Genomic DNA, 17881 nt, shown 5'->3' on the forward strand with positions numbered 1-17881 from the left:
CAGTGGGTGTCGTGGAACGGTTGGTGCGGGTCTGGCGACCCTGCACAAGTTTAGTCAGCCTCGGCCTCGGGCTCGGCGTCCGTCTCTGTGCCGTCTGCCTCGCGCGCCTTGGAGAGCTCTGCGCCCGCCGTCGCGGCGCGCACGCGCTTGCGCAGGCTCTTCGCGCTGACGCTGCGCTCACCCAGGCTGCCCGGCGTCCACAGCTCGACGTCCTCCTCGCTGAAGTCGGTCTTGGAGGGTCGGCGCTTGAGCTCGGGAAGCACGGCGCCCGGAGCGAGGCGACGGGCGGTGAGCAGGAATCCGGTGTGCCCGATCATGCGGTGGTCAGGGCGGACGGCCAGACCCTCGACGTGCCAACCGCGCACCATCGTCTCGCTGGAGTCGGGGTTCGTGTAGTCGCCGGTCGCCCGGATCGCCTCGGCGACACGGGAGAGCTGGGTGACGGTGGCCACGTAGCAGAGCAGCACGCCGCCGGGCTTCAGGGCGAGCGAGACGGCGGGCAGGCACTCCCAGGGGGCGAGCATGTCGAGCACGACACGGTCGACACTGCCGGGCTCAGTGACCTCGGGCAGCGCGTCGGAGAGGTCGCCGAGGGTGATCGACCAGTTCTCCGGGTCGTAGCCGAAGAAGGTGGCCGCGTTGCCGCGGGCGACCGTGGCGAAGTCCTCGCGACGCTCGAAGGACTTGAGCGTGCCACTCGGCCCGATCGCGCGCAGCAGCCAGAGCGAGAGGGCGCCGGACCCGACGCCGGCCTCGACGACGGTCGCGCCGGGGAAGATGTCGGCCAGACCGATGATCGCCTGGGCGTCCTTCGGGTAGATGATGGCGGCGCCACGCGGCATCGCCATGACGAAGTCGTTGAGCAGCGGGCGCAGCGCGAGGTGCTCGATGCCGACGTTGTTGACCACGATGGAGCCGTCGGGCTGGCCGATGATGGCGTCGTGCGCAAGCAGACCGCGGTGGCTGTGGAAGACCTTGCCCGGCTCGAGCATGAAGGTGTTCAGCTTGCCCTTGGGCCCGGTGAGCTGCACGCGGTCGCCCGCGCGGAACGGTCCGCTGTTCTGCGGACGGCTGGCCTGGGGCTGGGCGGGCTGGGGCTCGCTGGCCTGGGGCTGAGCTGCGGAGATATCGGTCATGGGGTCACCACTTCTGAATTGGAGATGTACTCGACAAACACGGTGGCGATGTCGGCAAGTGTGCGCCCGGCCAGGGTCGCCCAGAGCGTGTAGCCCGGGTCGTCCGGGAGCGAGATGATGTGCGGCACTGCGATGGTGACCGCTCCGGATGCCGCTGCGCTCGCCACACCGGGGACGGAGTCCTCGAAGGCGACGCAGTGCTCGATCGGCACGTCGAGGAGTGCTGCGGCGCGCAGGTACGCCTCCGGGTGCGGCTTGGGGTTCTCGACGTGGTCGCCGGAGACGATGACGTCGAAGGCGTGGAAGCCGATCAGCTCGACGATCTTCCTGGCCATCGTTTCCATCGACATCGTGACGAGTGCGGTGGGGATCTCCCGCTCCCGCAGTTCGGCGAGGAGCTCGCGGGCCCCCGGCCGCCACGGGACGCCGTCGGAGACGAGCAGTTCCTCGACTCGGGCGGTGAGCCTGGCGATGATCTCGTCCGTGTCGAGCAACACGCCGGCCTTCTGCAGGATGGCGGCGGACACGCTGAGCCCGTTTCCGACCATCTGCAGGCCGTCCTCGTGAGTCCAGACGCCCCCGAAGCTCGTGACAAGCTCGGTTTCGGCCTGCATCCAGTACGGCTCGGTGTCGACGATGGTGCCATCCATGTCCCAGAGAACGGCGGCAGGAGAGTGTGTAGTCACGGGGATCAAGTCTAGAGGAGTGGGTGCGGGCATATCCTTAGAGGCGGGTCGGAGTGACCCTCTGGTGAATGAGCGGAGACGTTTCGGTGACGACGAGCAGCAGAATCCTGGGTGGTCGCATCTTGGTGGTCGCGTTCGAGGGTTGGAACGACGCCGGCGAAGCGGCATCCGGTGCGGTTCGCTCGCTGAAGGAAGAGCTCGAACTCACCGAGATCTTCGCCGTCGACCCCGAGCTGTACTTCGACTACCAGTTCAACCGCCCGACGATCGGCATCGACGACGACGGCAAGCGCCTGCTGACCTGGCCGAGCACCGTGATGTACGGCCCGAGCGTTCCCGGTGAGCCGAGCGAATCGCTGGCGGCGGATGCCGAGATGCAGGTGAGCGGAGCCAACGACGGCAATATCTACCTGCTGCTCGGAACCGAGCCGTCGCGCACCTGGAAGGGTTTCACAGCCGAGGTCATCGACGCCGCCCTCGCGGCCGACATCGGCGGGATCGTCTTCCTCGGAGCCATGCTCGCCGACGTGCCGCACACGCGACCGATCTCGATCTTCACCTCGAGCGACAACGCGGAGGTGCGCGCGGAGCTCGACATCGAGCGGAGCAACTACGAGGGGCCGATCGGCATCCTCAGCGTCATCGCCGATGCCGCAGAGCGTGTCGGCATCCCGACGCTTTCGATCTGGGCCTCCGTTCCCCACTACGTGCACCATGCACCGTCGCCGAAGGCGATGCTCGCCCTGATCGACAAGCTCGAGGAGCTGACGGACGTCACGATTCCGCGCGGCGATCTGGTGAGCGAGGCGGCGGTCTGGGAGGCCAGCATCAACGACCTCGCCAGCGAGGACGAGGAGATGGCCTCCTACATCGTGCAGTTGGAGCAGGCCCGCGACACGGTGGACTCCCCCGAGGCCAGCGGTGAGGCGATCGCGCAGGAGTTCGAGCGCTACCTCCGCAAGAGCAACACCGACGGCAAGGCCGGAGACGGGCGCGACGGCAAACCGGGCGACGGCCGGGGCGATGAGCCCTGGCGGCCGCCGTCCGCCGGCTGAGCGGCGTAGCCTGAGGGCATGACGGATCGGGATCTCCGAACCAACCCCTACGCGCTGCCTGGCGCGGAGCAGCCGCGTGTCGGCCTCTACACCGTCGGCGGGTGCTCGCTCTATGCCGAGGTGCGCGGCGCCGGGCCTCCGATCCTCCTGATCGGGGCCTCCAGCGATGACGCCGAGATGTTCCGGCCGATCGCCGAACGCCTGAACGGTTTCACCGTCGTCAGTTATGACCGCCGCGGCACCCTGCGCAGCGATCGCGACGGCTGGCCGTGCGATTCGGCCAGGCATGCGGATGACGCGGCAGAGTTGATCGCCGCACTCGGGCTCACCGACCTCGGTGGCTCCGGCGTCGATGTGTTCGGGGCATCGGCCGGCGGGATCGTGGCCGTCCAGCTTGCGCTGCGGCATCCGCGTCTCGTCCGGCGCGTGTTCGCATTCGAGCCGGGCTACCTGCTCTACTCCGCGACGGGCACCGCCATGAGGAGACGCGTGACGGCATCCGTCGACCGCCATTTGGACGCCAACCCCGGCGACTGGACGGGCGCGATGGGCGCGGCATCACTCGGACTGCTCGATGACCCGCCCGGCCTCGACTGGTACGGAGAGCGCGGTCGGGCACTCGCCGAGAACTTCATCTCCGACGACATTCCGGCCACCGGCGAGCTCGCCGACCTCGACGCGCTGGCCGCGTCCGGCGTCGAGCTGCGATTCTCCTACGGCAGCGCCTCGCAGCCCGCGTTCAGAGACATCGCCATGGCGCTGAGCCGGCGCGCCCCCGATCGGATCGAGGGCGCAGGCCACATCGCGTTCCACACGCCGGAGCTCTTCGCCGACTATCTCCGGCTGCGGTGCGGCTGATGCGGAATCAGGCCGCGATGACGCCGGCGCCGAGGAGCCAGAAGAGCAGGCCGCCGAGCACGATGCGGTAGATCACGAACGGCATGAAGCTGCGCTTGGAGATGTAGCTCATGAAGAACGCGATCACGACGAGCGCGACGAAGAAGGCGATGACGGTGGCGACGAGGGTCTCGAACGGTCCGAACACCTCGGGCAGGCAGCCGCTGGCTCCCTCGACACAGGGGTCGGTGATCGAGTTGTAGACCTGGTAGAAACCGCTGCCGAACACGGCGGGGATGGCCAGCAGGAAGGCGTAGCGGGCGGCAGCCGCACGCTCGTAGCCGAGGAAGAGCCCCATCGTGATGGTGCCGCCGGAGCGCGAGACGCCGGGAACGAGGGCGAGTGCCTGCGCGAAACCGAACGCGATGCCGTGCGGGTAGGTGAGCTGGTCGAGCTTGCGCTTCTTCGCCCCGACGTAGTCGGCGATGCCGAGCAGGATGCCGAAGACGATCAGCATCGTCGCGGTGATCCACAGGTTGCGCAGCGTCGTCTCGATCTGGTCCTTGAACACGATGCCGAGGATCGCGATCGGCAGCGAGCCGATGATGATCAGCCAGCCCATCCGGGCATCCGGGTCGTTTCGCGGGACCTTGCCGGCGAGCGACTGCGCCCAGCGCGCGATGATGCGCACGATGTCGCGCCAGAAGAAGATCACGACGGCGAGCTCCGTGCCGATCTGGGTGATGGCCGTGAATCGCGCCCCTGGGTCCTCACCGGTGCCGAGGAAGGAGCCGACGATGCTGAGGTGGGCGCTCGACGAGATCGGCAAGAACTCGGTGAGCCCCTGCACGAGACCCAGGATGATGGCGTTGATGAGATCCAAGTTGAGGTACTTCCGTCGCTAGTAGTTCAGAAGCAGGTCACCGAGAACCCGCCTGCCAAAGACTAATGCGTCGAGCGGAACCCGTTCGTCGACGCCGTGGAACATCGCCGGGAAGTCGAGCTCCGCCGGGAGCTTGAGCGGAGCGAATCCGTAGCCGGTGATGCCGAGCAGGCTGAGCGCCTTGTTGTCCGTGCCGCCGGAGAGCAGATAGGGCAGAACGGGGGCGCCGGGGTCGTGCCGGTGCAGCGTGTCGGTGACCGCGTCGACCAGGCCGCCGCTGAACGGCGTCTCGAGCCCGATGTCGCGGTGCATGATCACGATCTCGATGTCGGGCCCGACGATCTCCTGCACCTCGGCCAGCACGGCTTCCTCCTCGCCCGGCAGGGTGCGGATGTCGATGAGGGCTTCGGCCAGATCGGGGATGACGTTGTGCTTGTATCCGGCGCTCAGCAGTGTCGGGTTCGTCGTCGTGCGGAGCGAGGCCAACAGGAATCCGGATGCCGAGCCGGTCGCCAACGCGAGCTCGTCCGGCCCGACGCGCTGCGGGTCGGCGTCGAGGATCCGCGCGATCTCTGCGAGAAGCAGGGTCGTCGTGTCCGTGAGCTTGATCGGCCACTCTCGACGGCCCAGTTTCGCGACGGCCTCCGCCAGCTTGGTGATGGCGTTGTCATGGATCAGGCGGGAGCCGTGGGCCGCGCGTCCGCGCGCGACGAGCTTGATCCAGAGCAGAGCCTTCTCCCCCGTCTGCAGCAGGTAGGAGCGCTTGTCGCCGATCGAGATCGAGTAGCCGCCGACCTCGCTGATGGCCTCGGTCGCGCCGGAGAAGAGCTCCGGGTGGTTCTGCACAAGGTGGTGCGAGCCCTGGACTCCGCCGGCCTCCTCATCGGCGAAGAAGGCGACGACGAGGTCACGCTCCGGCTGATTGCCGGCGCCGAGGATGTCCTGCAGCGCGGTGACGATCATGGCATCCATGTTCTTCATGTCGACGGCGCCGCGGCCCCAGAGCAGGCCGTCCTTGATCACGCCGCCGAAGGGGTCGACGGACCAGTTGGCTGGATCAGCCGGAACGACGTCGAGGTGGCCGTGCACGACGAGGGCCGGTTTGTCTGAATTGCGCCCCCGCACGCGGGCGACGACGCTCGTCCGACCCGGGTCGGCCTCGAACAGCTCCGGCTTCAGGCCGAGCGCCCGCAGGTGACCGGCCATGTACTCGGCGGCCTCTGTCTCGCCGTTCGCCCTGCCCTCCCCGTAGTTCGACGTGTCGAAGCGGATCAGATCCCGCGCGATGACGGCGGTTGCATCGAGTTCAGAAAGGTTGCCTGCAGAAGAATCACCGGGTTGGGCCATGGATTCACGCTACCCGACCACTCGCGTGCTCGGCGTGTCGCAGCGCCGGTGACACGCACGCTCAAAACGAGCTCAGATTTCGTGCTAATCTCGTCTTCGGCCGCTGAGAGATCAGCTGCCGAGAAACACATGCGCGGGTGGCGGAATTGGCAGACGCGCTAGCTTGAGGTGCTAGTGCCCTAACGGGCGTGGGGGTTCAAGTCCCCCTTCGCGCACACTGTGTTGAGACAGTCTGTTTCGTAGGAAGCAGAGAAGAAAAGGGCCGGATCGAGAGATCCGGCCCTTTTCTGTTCCCCCGGGGCAACAGGATTGACTTAATAGAACATAAGTTCGACACTTAAAGAGTGTCCATGCTTGCCGAGAATCACCAGATGATTGAGCACGCCGGGGCGAACGCCCGGGTGCTCGAGCTTCAGGCGCGCATTCACAGCATGCAGGCGACGACGCTCGACGAGCGGGCACTGCCGACGCTGCCGGCCCTGGCATCCGTGCTGCCGGGCGGAGCGCTGCGACAGGGCTCCGTCTACTCGGTCGCCGGTTCGACGACGCTGGCCATGGCCATGCTGGCCGCGCCATCGGCCGGCGGCGCCTGGTGCGGGGTCGTCGGCGTTCCCGATTTCGGCGTCGAGGCCGCCGCACGCCTCGGCATCGAGCTGGAACGGCTCGTGCTGGCCCCATCCCCCGGTGATCAGTGGCTCACCGTCACCGCCGCGCTCGTCGACGTTCTCACCGTGGTCGTGACGCGGCCACCCCGCCGGGTCGGTGATGCGGATGCCGCGCGCCTCAGCGCCCGGCTGCGCCAACGCGGCGCGACCCTCGTCGTGCTCGGCGACTGGCCGCAGAGCGAGGCGACGCTGCGCATCGACGACAGCAGCTGGCGCGGGCTCGGCGCGGGGCACGGGCACCTCTCCGGTCGGGAGGTGACGGTCACCGCCGGTGGGCGCCCGGGTGCGGGCCGCCCGCGGAGCGCCAGACTCTGGCTGCCTGACGCCCACTCCGGGGTTCGACAGAGCGGTCAGGGCGGAATGCGCGATGTCGCGCCGCTGCGACGCGCCGCCGCGCGAGCGGGATTGACTTAATAGAACAAAGATTCGAGACTTGTTCCATGCCCGAATCGGAGAACCTCGGCTCGGAGAAGATCGGCTCTGAGAAACTCAGCCGGACCATCGTGCTGTGGCTGCCGGACTGGCCGATCACCGCGGCCATTCAAGCCACGGAGGGCGATCCGCTTGCGCCACTCGCCCTGATCGAGCACGGTCTGGTCTTCGCCTGCTCCCCCGCCGCGCGGGCCGCCGGGGTGCAGCGCGGACTCAAGCTGCGCGAGGCACAGTCGCGCTGCACCGATCTGATCGCGCTGCCCTACGACCCAGCGCACGATGCTCGGGCCTACGAACCGGTTCTCGCGCGGCTGGAGCAGCTGGTTCCCGGGGTGCAGCTGATGCGGCCCGGCACCAGTGCGATCCGGGCCCGCGGACCCGTGCGCTTCTACGGCGGGGAGGAGCAGGCGGCTGCCGCCCTGCTCGACGGCCTGACCGTGCATGGCCTGCTCGGGGCAGCCGGCGCGCGCGTCGGCATCGCCGACGGCCCGTTCGCGGCGGAGCAGGCGGCCCGCGCCACGAGCGACAGCCACCCGGTGCGCCTGATCCCCTCCGGCCAGTCCGCCGCCTTCCTCGCGCCATTCCCGATCGGGATCCTGGTCGACACCCGCATGGCCACGCTGCTCAGGCGCCTCGGCGTGAGCACCCTCGGCGAGTTCGCCGCGCTGCCCGCCGTCGATGTGCACCGGCGTTTCGGCGCGATCGGGGCGGAGGCCCACGCCCTGGCCGGGGCGGCGGACGGGCGCGTCGTCGTCGCCAGAACCCTGCCGAAAGACTTCGACGCGGTGATCGAGTTCGAGCCGGCACTGGAGCAGGTCGAGCAAGTCGCGTTCGGCATCCGTGCGGCCGCGGATGAGTTCGTGGCCGCGCTGACCCGTTCCCGTCTCGTCTGCACGGCCATTCAGGTGCAGCTCGTCAGCGAGCGCGGCAGCGTCTCTGAGCGCAGCTGGCTGCACCCGCGCTGGTTCACCGGCGCCGACGTCGTGGACCGGGTGCGCTGGCAGTTGCAGGGCGCGGCCTCGGCCTCGTCGTCGGCCTCGTCGTCGGCGGAGAAGGGCCTGCGCTCCGGCATCGTGCGGGTGCGGGTGAGCCCGGAGCGGGTGGATTCGACGGGCAACCACGAGCAGGGGCTGTGGGGAACGGGGCCGGACGAACGCATCCACCACGGGCTCACCCGGGTGCAGAGCATGCTCGGCCACGAGGGCGTCGGAACGGCGGTGATCGCCGGAGGGCGTCTGCTCGCCGAGCGCACCGTGTTCGTGCCGTGGGGTGACGCGCCGCCAGCAGCAGCGCCAGGCTCGACCGGCGCACCGTGGCCGGGCAATCTACCCCCTGTCGCTCCTGCGACCGTGTACAGCACCAGGCCGCCGGTGACCGTGCTCGACGAGCACGGCGACGGCCTCGACGTCGACGCGCGCGGCATGCTGAGCGGCGTACCGGCGAGCCTGCGCATCGGCGAGCAGGCTGAGCGGGGTGTCAGCGCCTGGGCCGGCCCGTGGCCGGTCGTCGAACGCTGGTGGGATGCGGCATCCGCACGCCGCCTGTACCGCTTCCAAGTCGTTGACTCCAGCGGCATGGCCTGGCTGCTCGCCTACGAGATCAACGACGCCGCGATCGACAGCGGAACCGACGCCCTGTGGTGGGCGGAAGCGAAGTACGACTGATGAGCCGGGGACAGCATGGGTTGGAGTAACCCACCGAAATCGTGGGCCGAGATGGAGCGCACCCTCTCCGGCCAGCCTCCCCTGCGTGCCCCGACAGCGCCGCCGGAGAGCCCGCTCTCCCGCAAGCGCGAGCCCTACCAGCCGCGCCGCATCGAGACCGAGCATGCCGACACCATCGTGCCGTACGCCGAACTGCACGTGCACTCCCACTACAGCTTCCTCGACGGCGCCAGCTCGCCCGAGCAACTGCTCGAGGAGGCCAAGCGACTGGGCCTTCACGGCATCGCGCTCACCGACCATGACGGCTTCTACGGTGTTGTGCGCCTGGCCGAGACGGCCGAGAGCTACCCGGAGGTGAAGACGATCTTCGGCGCCGAGCTCTCGCTCGGCCTGAGCGGCCCGCAGAACGGCGTCGCCGACCCGGAGGGCAGCCACCTGCTGGTGCTGGCGCGCGGCGAGGGCGGCTACCACCGGCTGGCAGCCGCGATCACGGCCGGGCAGCTCGCCGGGGCAGAGAAGGGCCGCCCGATCTACGATCTCGAGCAGCTCGCCGAGGCGGCAGGCGGTGAGTGGCTGATTCTGAGCGGATGCCGGAAGGGCGCCGTCCGGCAGGCGCTGGCCGCCGCGGCGACCCCGGCAGAGGGCGCGGAAGCCGCCGCGGCCGAGCTCGCCGAACTCGTGCGCCTGTTCGGCGCAGGCAACGTGGCCGTCGAACTCTTCGATCACGGCCACCCGATGGACAGCACGACGAACGACGTGCTCGCCGAGCTGGCCGCCGCCGCCGGACTCCCCGTGGTGGCGACGAACGTCGTGCACTACGCGACGCCATCCGAGCACCGGCTCGCCTCGGCGGTCGCGGCCGTGCGGGCCAGGCGCAGCCTCGATGAGATGGACGGCTGGCTTCCGGCATCCGACGGGGCACACCTCCGTTCCGGCGCCGAGATGGCCGTGCGCTTCGCCCGCTTCCCCGGAGCGATCGAGCAGACGGTGCGCTACGCGGAGGAGCTCGCCTTCACCCTGCGCAGCGCCCGCCCCGGGCTGCCGAAGCAGGACGTTCCGCCCGGGCACACGCCGATGAGCTGGCTGCGGGATCTCGTCTGGAAGGGTGCGGCCAGGAAGTACCCCGACATGACCGATGCCATGCGCAGCCGCATCGAGCGGGAGCTCGAGGTGATCGAGCTGAAGGACTTCCCCGGCTACTTCCTGATCGTCTACGACATCGTGCGGGAGGCGCGCAGCCGCGGCATCCTCTGCCAGGGGCGGGGCTCGGCGGCGAACTCGGCCGTCTGCTACCTGCTCGACATCACCGCCGTCGACTCGATCTTCTTCGACCTGCCGTTCGAACGATTCCTCTCCAGCATCCGCGACGAGGAGCCGGACATCGACGTCGACTTCGACTCCGACCGGCGCGAGGAGATCATCCAGTACGTCTACGCCAAGTACGGCAGGCACAACGCGGCGCAGGTCGCCAACGTCATCAGCTACCGGCCCAAGGTGGCCGTGCGCGACATGGCCAAGGCGCTCGGCTACAGCCCCGGCCAGCAGGACGCCTGGTCGCGTCAGATGGAGGGCTGGGGCCGCACGGTGACGCCGAGCGACCCGGAGACCGTGATCCCGGATGCCGTCACCGACCTCGCCACGCAGCTGCTCACCTTCCCGCGTCACCTCGGCATCCACTCCGGCGGCATGGTGCTCACCGACAGGCCGGTCGGCGAGGTGTGCCCGATCGAGCACGCCCGCAAAGAGAACCGCACGGTTCTGCAGTGGGACAAGGACGACTGCGCCTGGATGGGCCTCGTCAAATTCGACCTGCTCGGCCTCGGCATGCTCGCCGCCCTGCAGTACGCCTTCGACATGGCGCGTGATCTGCTCGGCGAGGAGTGGAGCCTCGACACCATGCCCAAGGAGGAGGCCGGCGTCTACGACATGCTCTGCCGGGCCGACTCGATCGGCGTGTTCCAGGTGGAGAGCCGGGCCCAGATGGGCACGCTCCCCCGGCTGAAGCCGCGCCGCTTCTACGATCTCGTGATCGAGATCGCCCTGATCCGGCCCGGCCCCGTGCAGGGTGGCGCCGTGCATCCGTACATCAGGCGAAAGACGGGCAAGGAGGAGGTGACGTATCTGCACCCGAAGCTGAAGCCGGTGCTGGAGCGCACCCTCGGCATCCCGATCTTCCAGGAGCAGCTCATGCAGATGGCCGTCGCCGTCGGCAACTGCTCGGCCGAGGACGCCGATCTGCTGCGCCGGGCCATGGGTTCCAAGCGCGGCGTCGAGAAGATTGGCCGGCTGAAGGCCAAGCTCTACGCCGGCATGGCCGAGAACGGCCTCGATGAGGCGACCGCCGATGTGATCTACGCCAAGATCGAGGCCTTCGCCAACTTCGGCTTCGCCGAGAGCCACTCGCTCAGCTTCGCGCTGCTCGTCTACGCCAGCTCGTGGATCAAGCTGCACTACCCCGGCGTCTTCCTCGCCGCCCTGCTGCGTGCCCAGCCGATGGGCTTCTACTCACCGCAGACCCTGACCGCGGATGCCAGGCGCCACGGCGTCGAGGTGCGGCGTCCAGACATCCTCCGCTCCGGCGTGCACGCCGTGCTCGAGCGGGTGGATCTGGACGCGGCGGATGCCGCGCCGGATGCGGCGCCGTTGCTGACCGGCCGACCGAGCTGTGTGCAGCGCCAGCAGCCGGCTGTGCCGGAGACCTTCGAGCGGAGCCAGGCCGACGAGACCGCCGCCCACCGCCGCGACGGCGCCTATGCCGTGCGGCTCGGTCTCGCCGATGTCTCCGGCATCGGAGAGGCGCTGGCGGAGCGCATCGTGGCGGAACGCGCGGCATCCGGGCCCTATCGCAGCATGGCCGACGTCTCGCGCCGGGTCGGCCTCGACACCGCCCAGCTGGAGGCGCTCGCCGCCGCCGGGGCCTTCTCTGGACTCGGCCTGGAACGCCGGGAGGCGCTGTGGAGCGCCGGTGACGCGGCGCAGGACCGCGCCCAGTACCTCGAGGGTTCCGTCGTCGTGCTGCAGCCGCCGCTGTTGCCGATCCTGAGCGCGGCGGAGCAGGTGGTCTACGACCTCTGGGCGACGGGCATCTCACCGGACGACCATCCCGTGCGGCACGTGCGCGAGCAGCTGGACCGCCGCGGCGCGCTGGCCGTCGCCGCGATGCAGACGGCGGAATCCGGGCGGCGCGTCGAGGTCGGCGGCGTTGTCACCCACCGGCAACGGCCGGGGACGGCCGGCGGCATCACCTTCCTCAACATCGAGGACGAGACGGGGACCCTCAACGTGATCGCGAGCGTCGGCGTGTGGACGCGCTACCGGCGCATCGCCCGCGAATCCCCCGCGCTGATCGTGCGCGGCATCCTGGAGCGCACGGAGGAGGGCGTCGTCAACTTGCTCGCCGATCGCTTCGAGACGCTCGGGGTGAGTGCGGCGCAGCGCTCCCGCGATTTCCGCTAGGACTCAGCTGGCGACCGTCGTGCGCGGCGGGTTGTACATGAACTCGAGTCGGATGCCGTTGTCGTCTTCGACGAATGAGGCGTAGTAACGGTCCGTGAACCGAGGGTACTTCTTCGGCTCGCGCACCGCCGACCAGCCTGCGCCGAGCGCGATCGAATGCAGATGATCGACCTCCGCCGGCGAATCGACGGCAAAAGCGAGGTGTTGCCAGCCGACCCGCCCGTGCTCGTGCGGCCCGGTGTCCGTTTCGCGGGCGGGAAAGAGGATCAGTTCCGGCTCGCCATCCCGCTGCCAGGCGACCGAGCCATCCGCGTCCTGTCGGCTGAAGCCGAGTGCTTCCAACACCGGATGAAACTGCGCAACGGAGCGGGCAAGGTCGTCAATGGTGATGCCGAGATGATCAAAAACAGCCATGCGGTCAGTTTTGCAGACGCCTCCACCGTTGTCGAAAACGTGCGCCGGGCGGGCTGGTCCACATCGCCTAACATCGAGAGGTGATGAACGACCGCTACGGCTCCGATGTACTGGCGGGTGACTGGCGCAAGGCCGGCCGCCCCGTGATCCCCGAACAGGCCGCAACGAAAGACCTCGTGATCGAGGAGGTCGCGACCGGCTTCTGCGGCGCTGTCGTGCGGATCGAGAAGAACATCGTCACCCTCGAAGACCGCTTCGGCAAGCTCCGGTTGTTCCCGCTCGGGCCCGGCTTCCTTCTGGACGGCAAGCCCGTCGTGCTGGTGGCGCCGCAGAAGGCGGCACCGGCCGGGCGGGGGCGCACGGCATCCGGCTCCTTCGCCGTCGAGAACGCGGCTGCGCGGGTCGCCCTGCCGAGCCGCATCTTCGTCGAGGGCAGGCACGACGCCGAACTGGTCGAGAAGGTCTGGGGCGCCGACCTCCGCATCGAGGGCGTCGTCGTGGAGTACCTCGAGGGCGTCGACGACCTCGACGCGATCATCCGCGACTTCAAGCCGGGCCCCGGCCGCAAGGTCGGCGTGCTCGTCGACCACCTCGTGAAGGGTTCCAAAGAGAGCAGAATCGCGGATGCCGTCGCCGCCGGCCCGTACGGCAAGCACGTGCTCGTCGTCGGCCACCCCTACATCGACATCTGGCAGGCCGTGAAGCCGGCGCGCCTCGGCATCGAGGCCTGGCCGAACATCCCGCGCGGAATCGAGTGGAAGAAGGGCATCTGCGCGAGCTTCGGCTGGCCGCACGATGAGCAGGCCGACATCGCCCGCGCCTGGCAGCGCATCCTCGGGCAGGTGCGCACCTTCGCCGACCTCGAACCGGCGCTGCTCGGTCGCGTCGAAGAGCTGATCGACTTCGTCACCACCCCGTAGCTCGACCTCGCCCGTCCCGCCGCCACCGGCCCCGCCGGTTGAGGCGCCCCAGCTTGTTGAGGCGCCCCCGCTGGTTGAGCCTGTCGAAACCACCACCGACTACTCGGACACTCCGCCGTTCTGAACGGTTTGCCGGTCGAGTAGCGAGGAACGAGCGTATCGAGACCTCACGGACGTAAGCTTCCGCAGATACCTCGGTTTCGATACGGCCGCGGGCGGCCTACTCAACCAGCGGGGTTGCAGGGGGTGCTGTTGCACCAAAACTCCCCGGTGCTAGCGTGGAGGCATGACGCCGCAGGAGCTGGAGAACCTCGCATGCCTGCGCCGCGCCCGCGACCTGATCGACCGCGACTACGCCGAGCCGCTCGACGTTCCGACGATGGCGGCGAAGGCTCTCATGTCGCCAGCCCATTTCTCGCGGAGCTTCCGGGCCGCATACGGCGAGACGCCATACAGCTACCTGATGACCCGCAGAATCGAGCGCGCCATGGCGCTGCTCCGCGCGGGCGTCAGCGTGACCGAGGCGTGCATGGCCGTCGGCTGTACCTCGCTCGGCTCGTTCAGCTCCCGCTTCACCGAGATCGCCGGCGAGACCCCGAGCGCCTACCGCGGCCGCTCGCACGCCGCCGTGACGGCCATGCCGGCCTGCGTCGCGATGGCGACCACCCGCCCGACTCGCGCTCCAGCGACAAGCACCCTCGCATCGAGCAGAAATGGAGAAGCGAGCGACACGTCCGCGGCGTAAATTCGTGGTCATGACAATCGCACTCCAGTACACCAACATCACCGTCAACGACGTCGACGAGGCGCTCGGTTTCTACCGTGACGCTCTCGGCCTCGAGGTACAGAACGACGTCTCATCCGGCGAATACCGCTGGGTCACCCTGGGCAGCGCGGAACAGCCCGGCCTCGGCATCGTGCTCTCGGCCCCCCACGCCGGGCGCTCCAAGGCCGATGGCGACACAATGCAGGAACTGCTCACCAAGGGCGTTCTGCCGCTGACCGTCTTCCGCACGGATGACGTGGACGCCCTCTTCGAGACCGTGCGCGCCAGCGGTGCCGAGGTGCTGCAGGAGCCGATGGACCAGGGCTGGGGGCCGCGCGACTGCGCGTTCCGCGACCCATCAGGCAACACCGTGCGCGTCGCGCAGGCACCGGCAGCCTGAGCCAGAACCCTCGGCGCTACCCGATCGTGGTGCCGAAGGCGAGGCCGAGCACGTAGGTGACCGCGGCCGCTCCCAGACCGATGCCCAGCTGGCGCATGGCACGGCGGAGGGGCGGGGCGCCGGAGAGCAGACCGACGACCGCGCCGGTCACGAGCAGCGCGATGCCGACGAGCACGACCGCGACGATCACGGCCGCGAGCCCCTCCAGGCCGAAGATGTACGGCAGCACGGGGATGATCGCGCCGGAGGCGAAGAAACAGAAGCTCGAGAGCGCCGCTCCCCACCCGGTGCCGATCGCCTCGTGGTCGTCGATGGTTCCGACCGGCCCGGTCATCGGGGCGCCCTGGGCGTGGATTCGCGTGATCACGAGGGCGGCGTGGCGTTTCGCCTCGGCTTCGTCCATGCCGCGGGCGCGGTAGACCAGCGCGAGCTCGTTGGCGTCGACGTCGAGGTCGGGCAGTGCCTTGTCGGCATCCGGGTCGGGGTTGGACGCCTCGAGCAGCTCACGCTGGGAGCGCACGGAGACGTACTCCCCCGCTCCCATCGAGAGCGCACCGGCGAGCAGTCCCGCGATGCCGCTGAACAGCACGAACGCGCTGGAGACCCCCGTCGCTCCGATGCCGAGAACGAGGGCCAGGTTCGAGACCAGGCCATCGTTGGCGCCGAACACGGCCGCCCGGAACGTGCCGGAGAGCCGCAGCCGGCCGCGGGCGGCGAGGCCGCGCACGACCTCCTCGTGGATGCGCTCGTCTGCGGCCATCGCCGAGGTGGCGTGCGGATCGCTGGCGTACGGCGATGCGCTCTCCGCCCGCTGAGCGAGCGCGAGCACGAAGATCGAGCCGAAGCGCCGGGCCAACCAGCCCAGCGCGCGGGTGCGGATGTCGGCGCGCACCGGCGTTCCGGCCTCCTCGCCGAGCAGCTCCCGCCAGTGAGCCTCGTGGCGGCCCTCGGCATCGGCCAGGGCGAGCAGAATCTCGCGTTCCTCGCCGTCGCGGTGCGCGGCCAGCTCGCGGTACACCGCGGCCTCCGCCCGCTCATTCGCCAGGTACTGGCGCCACCGCTTCAGCTCGGCCTTGCTCGGCAGCGGTGCGCCGACGTTCGCGCGAGCCGATGGGGTGTCTTCGTGGAACTGTGACATGCGGGGCTGGGTCTCCGAGGTGAGGTGATGGGGCTTGGTTGCGCAACCCTGAGCATCCGCTGACAAGGCTATCGATCGGCCGGGACCGAGGGCCCGGAAACGCCGCTATTGACAGCATTTCGGGGCCCCGAACGGCCAACGCGTGTGTCTGTGCTCAGCGGCGAATCTCGATCAGGATCACCCACGACGAGACGACCGAGAAGACCACGGCGAGCAGGATGCCGGCAGCCACCCAACCGAGCCCGGCCCCGGCGTCGAACATCACCAGCAACCCGCCGACGACGGCGAGGAGCGCCGGCAGCAGCCCGAAGGCTCCTTTGACGACGGCCTCGCCGAGCGAACCGACGCGTGAGCGTACGAGCAGGGCCAGGGACCGTGCCGCGAGCAGCGCCGCCACGAGCCCGGAGAACACGACGAGCGAGCCGTAGCCCAGCGCCGAGATGCGCGGGATCAGCGCACAGAGTGCCACGAGGGTAGACATCACCAGCACGGCGATCGCGACCCCGGCCCTCGAGGCGATTCCGGGAATCGCGATGACCCGATCGACGTCGCCGCTGACGGCCACGATGATGAGTCCGGCCAGGGCGGCGGCGGCCCCGGCGGAGGCGACGAAGAAGTCGGTCCACTCGTTCAGCACGACGCCATGCTACTCGGCCGTGCGCGGCATCAATAGGATCAGACCATGACTGACTGGACCGAGGTTGCCGACGGTGTGTGGCATGCGCGCTACCAACCGATCGACATCTCAACCGTGCTCGTGCGCGGCAACGACGGGCTCCTCCTCGTCGACACCCGCTGCAATCCCCGCGAGGCCGCGGAGCTCGCACGTGATGTCGAGGCGATGCAGATGGGGCCGATCCGCTGGGTCGTGAACACCCATGCACACTACGACCACAGCTTCGGCAACCAGGAGTTCGCCGGCTCGGCTACCATCTACGGGCACCACCGCATCCCGGCGCATTTCCGCGACTTCGAGCAGCCGCGCCTGAGCGGCTGGGCCGCCGATCCCGCCGCGCAGCCGCAGTATGACTGGACGGATGTCGCGCTCACCCCACCGCACGTGCTGATCGACGAAACGCTCGAGCTGGATCTCGGTGGCCGCGCGGTGCGCCTCATCCCGCTTCCCCCCGGCCACACAGACACCGATCTGGTCGTGCACGTTCCGGATGCCGGCTGCTGGATCGTCGGTGACATCGCGGAGGAGTCCGGGCCGCCGATGTTCGGCTCCGGATCATTCCCCTTCAGCTGGCCGCAGGTCATCCGCGATCTCGCCGGGCACGTCGGCGAGAATGACATCGTCATCCCAGGCCACGGGAAGGCGGTGGATCGGCAGTTCATGCTCCGGCAGGCCGGCGAACTCGGCGCCGTCGCGGATGCGATCACCGACGCGCACGCGCGGCAGCTCGACGTCACGGCGGCGACGACACGGATCATGGCCGGATCCGGGCTCCCGAAGGAGATCGTCGAACCGGCCGTGCGCCGTGGCTTTGCACTGCTGGCCGGCGCTACTCCTTGACGAGCTCGTGCCAGCCATCACCGTCGGCGTGCTCGAAGATGAGGTTCGTCTCGGTGTGAGCAACGGCCGGGTGGCCGGTGAGGTGCGTGAGCACGAAGTCGCGCAGCTCGGACGCGTCGTGGGCGGCCACGTGCAACAGGTAGTCGTCGGCGCCGGCCATGTGGAACAGCCCGATCACGCCGGGCAGGTGCGGTGCGGCATCCCGGAACGAATCGATCTCGCCACGGGCGTGCTTGACGAGGCGCACCGAGATGAGCGCCTGCAGCGAGGCACCGAGCGCGGCCAGGTCGATATCGACACGGAAGCCCCTGATGTAGCCGAGCGTCTGCAGACGACGCAAGCGCAGCGACACGGTCGATTCTGCAACGCCGACCTCCGCGGCCAGCGCCGCGCCGGATGCCCGCGCGTTCGTCGACAGCGCTCGTAACAGTGAACGGTCGACGCGGTCGAGTTCGGCCTTCTTCGAATCCACTGGGTGCCTCTGCTTTCTTTGTGAAGAACATTTCAAGAATACCAGCCTTTTACACAGGATCCTTGACGCTATTGAGTCGTGGTGAGAGCTTCAA

The 17881-nt window shown here is 69.0% G+C and carries 17 protein-coding genes and 1 tRNA gene; 10 read left to right on the forward strand and 8 right to left on the reverse strand.

Annotated elements, in window-relative coordinates:
• Window positions 1-50: 50 nt before the first annotated feature.
• Both ASC66_RS12420 and ASC66_RS12425 read right to left on the reverse strand, forming a co-directional pair.
• Entirely contained in the window at window positions 51-1136 is a 1086-nt protein-coding gene (locus ASC66_RS12420) for a tRNA (adenine-N1)-methyltransferase (protein ID WP_082492299.1), read from the reverse strand.
• Entirely contained in the window at window positions 1133-1822 is a 690-nt protein-coding gene (locus tag ASC66_RS12425; protein ID WP_235496886.1) for an HAD family hydrolase, read from the reverse strand. Before ASC66_RS12425 ends, ASC66_RS12420 begins: the two co-directional genes overlap by 4 nt.
• Before the next feature lie 68 nt (window positions 1823-1890).
• Here ASC66_RS12425 and ASC66_RS12430 point away from each other — a divergent pair, with 68 nt between their 5' ends.
• Entirely contained in the window at window positions 1891-2877 is a 987-nt protein-coding gene (locus ASC66_RS12430; protein ID WP_055839912.1) for a proteasome assembly chaperone family protein, read from the forward strand.
• Between the two features lie 18 nt (window positions 2878-2895).
• Entirely contained in the window at window positions 2896-3735 is an 840-nt protein-coding gene (locus ASC66_RS12435) for an alpha/beta fold hydrolase (RefSeq protein WP_055839915.1), read from the forward strand.
• A 7-nt stretch (window positions 3736-3742) separates the two neighbouring features.
• Here the strand turns inward: ASC66_RS12435 and ASC66_RS12440 are convergent, their stop codons facing one another.
• Together ASC66_RS12440 and ASC66_RS12445 are read right to left on the reverse strand one after the other, a co-directional pair.
• A complete protein-coding gene (locus ASC66_RS12440) occupies window positions 3743-4597 on the reverse strand; it encodes an undecaprenyl-diphosphate phosphatase (protein WP_055839916.1) in 855 nt (284 codons plus the stop codon).
• 18 nt (window positions 4598-4615) lie between these two features.
• The gene (locus ASC66_RS12445) at window positions 4616-5944 is read right to left on the reverse strand and encodes a M20/M25/M40 family metallo-hydrolase (protein WP_055839919.1); all 1329 of its coding nucleotides are present in this window, start codon (window positions 5942-5944) and stop codon (window positions 4616-4618) included.
• 131 nt (window positions 5945-6075) lie between these two features.
• On the opposite strand from ASC66_RS12445, the gene ASC66_RS12450 reads away from it, so the two are divergent.
• The 4 genes from ASC66_RS12450 (at window position 6076) to ASC66_RS12465 (ending at window position 12161) form a co-directional block, all read left to right on the forward strand.
• Window positions 6076-6159 (forward strand) — tRNA-Leu (locus ASC66_RS12450).
• Between the two features lie 156 nt (window positions 6160-6315).
• A complete protein-coding gene (gene imuA' / locus ASC66_RS12455) occupies window positions 6316-7023 on the forward strand; it encodes a DnaE2-dependent mutagenesis accessory factor ImuA' (RefSeq protein ID WP_055840416.1) in 708 nt (235 codons plus the stop codon).
• A gap of 26 nt (window positions 7024-7049) precedes the next feature.
• Complete coding sequence (locus ASC66_RS12460) at window positions 7050-8705, forward strand: DNA polymerase Y family protein (RefSeq protein ID WP_055839922.1); 1656 nt, start codon at window positions 7050-7052, stop codon at window positions 8703-8705.
• A 15-nt stretch (window positions 8706-8720) separates the two neighbouring features.
• Window positions 8721-12161 (forward strand): error-prone DNA polymerase, encoded by a 3441-nt coding sequence (locus ASC66_RS12465; protein WP_055839926.1) that lies wholly within the window; start codon window positions 8721-8723, stop codon window positions 12159-12161.
• A 3-nt stretch (window positions 12162-12164) separates the two neighbouring features.
• Here the strand turns inward: ASC66_RS12465 and ASC66_RS12470 are convergent, their stop codons facing one another.
• Complete coding sequence (locus tag ASC66_RS12470) at window positions 12165-12575, reverse strand: VOC family protein (RefSeq protein ID WP_055839929.1); 411 nt, start codon at window positions 12573-12575, stop codon at window positions 12165-12167.
• Window positions 12576-12658: 83 nt separating this feature from the next.
• Between ASC66_RS12470 and ASC66_RS12475 the strand changes: the two genes are divergently transcribed.
• From ASC66_RS12475 to ASC66_RS12485, 3 genes are all read left to right on the forward strand, one after another.
• Window positions 12659-13495: a DUF3097 domain-containing protein gene (locus ASC66_RS12475; protein ID WP_055839931.1), complete on the forward strand. Its 837-nt coding sequence runs from the start codon at window positions 12659-12661 to the stop codon at window positions 13493-13495.
• Window positions 13496-13781: 286 nt separating this feature from the next.
• Window positions 13782-14240 (forward strand): helix-turn-helix transcriptional regulator, encoded by a 459-nt coding sequence (locus ASC66_RS12480; protein WP_055839933.1) that lies wholly within the window; start codon window positions 13782-13784, stop codon window positions 14238-14240.
• Window positions 14241-14250: 10 nt separating this feature from the next.
• Window positions 14251-14661, forward strand: a complete 411-nt coding sequence (locus tag ASC66_RS12485) for a VOC family protein (RefSeq protein ID WP_055840418.1) — start codon at window positions 14251-14253, stop codon at window positions 14659-14661.
• A gap of 16 nt (window positions 14662-14677) precedes the next feature.
• Here ASC66_RS12485 and ASC66_RS12490 read toward each other — a convergent pair whose 3' ends face one another.
• Together ASC66_RS12490 and ASC66_RS12495 are read right to left on the reverse strand one after the other, a co-directional pair.
• On the reverse strand, window positions 14678-15799 hold the full coding sequence (locus tag ASC66_RS12490) for a VIT1/CCC1 transporter family protein (protein ID WP_055839936.1): 1122 nt from the start codon (window positions 15797-15799) through the stop codon (window positions 14678-14680).
• A 154-nt stretch (window positions 15800-15953) separates the two neighbouring features.
• Entirely contained in the window at window positions 15954-16436 is a 483-nt protein-coding gene (locus ASC66_RS12495) for a hypothetical protein (protein ID WP_055839940.1), read from the reverse strand.
• Window positions 16437-16481: 45 nt separating this feature from the next.
• Here ASC66_RS12495 and ASC66_RS12500 point away from each other — a divergent pair, with 45 nt between their 5' ends.
• A complete protein-coding gene (locus ASC66_RS12500) occupies window positions 16482-17315 on the forward strand; it encodes an MBL fold metallo-hydrolase (RefSeq protein WP_055839942.1) in 834 nt (277 codons plus the stop codon).
• Here ASC66_RS12500 and ASC66_RS12505 read toward each other — a convergent pair.
• Entirely contained in the window at window positions 17305-17787 is a 483-nt protein-coding gene (locus ASC66_RS12505) for an Lrp/AsnC family transcriptional regulator (RefSeq protein ID WP_055839946.1), read from the reverse strand. The genes ASC66_RS12500 and ASC66_RS12505 overlap by 11 nt on opposite strands.
• Window positions 17788-17881: the final 94 nt, after the last annotated feature.

It is taken from the genome of Leifsonia sp. Root4, assembly GCF_001425085.1.
GTDB lineage: Bacteria > Actinomycetota > Actinomycetes > Actinomycetales > Microbacteriaceae > Microterricola.

Excerpts from the sequence above, each read along its gene's own strand:
- ASC66_RS12485 (WP_055840418.1), top strand. The coding sequence starts at position 14,251 with ATGACAATCGCACTCCAGTACACCAACATCACCGTCAACGACGTCGAC.
- ASC66_RS12475 (WP_055839931.1), top strand. The coding sequence starts at position 12,659 with ATGAACGACCGCTACGGCTCCGATGTACTGGCGGGTGACTGGCGCAAG.
- ASC66_RS12430 (WP_055839912.1), top strand. The coding sequence starts at position 1,891 with ATGAGCGGAGACGTTTCGGTGACGACGAGCAGCAGAATCCTGGGTGGT.
- imuA' (WP_055840416.1), top strand. The coding sequence starts at position 6,316 with ATGATTGAGCACGCCGGGGCGAACGCCCGGGTGCTCGAGCTTCAGGCG.
- ASC66_RS12435 (WP_055839915.1), top strand. The coding sequence starts at position 2,896 with ATGACGGATCGGGATCTCCGAACCAACCCCTACGCGCTGCCTGGCGCG.
- ASC66_RS12470 (WP_055839929.1), bottom strand. The coding sequence starts at position 12,575 with ATGGCTGTTTTTGATCATCTCGGCATCACCATTGACGACCTTGCCCGC.
- ASC66_RS12465 (WP_055839926.1), top strand. The coding sequence starts at position 8,721 with ATGGGTTGGAGTAACCCACCGAAATCGTGGGCCGAGATGGAGCGCACC.
- ASC66_RS12460 (WP_055839922.1), top strand. The coding sequence starts at position 7,050 with ATGCCCGAATCGGAGAACCTCGGCTCGGAGAAGATCGGCTCTGAGAAA.
- ASC66_RS12445 (WP_055839919.1), bottom strand. The coding sequence starts at position 5,944 with ATGGCCCAACCCGGTGATTCTTCTGCAGGCAACCTTTCTGAACTCGAT.
- ASC66_RS12480 (WP_055839933.1), top strand. The coding sequence starts at position 13,782 with ATGACGCCGCAGGAGCTGGAGAACCTCGCATGCCTGCGCCGCGCCCGC.
- ASC66_RS12420 (WP_082492299.1), bottom strand. The coding sequence starts at position 1,136 with ATGACCGATATCTCCGCAGCTCAGCCCCAGGCCAGCGAGCCCCAGCCC.
- ASC66_RS12490 (WP_055839936.1), bottom strand. The coding sequence starts at position 15,799 with ATGTCACAGTTCCACGAAGACACCCCATCGGCTCGCGCGAACGTCGGC.
- ASC66_RS12500 (WP_055839942.1), top strand. The coding sequence starts at position 16,482 with ATGACTGACTGGACCGAGGTTGCCGACGGTGTGTGGCATGCGCGCTAC.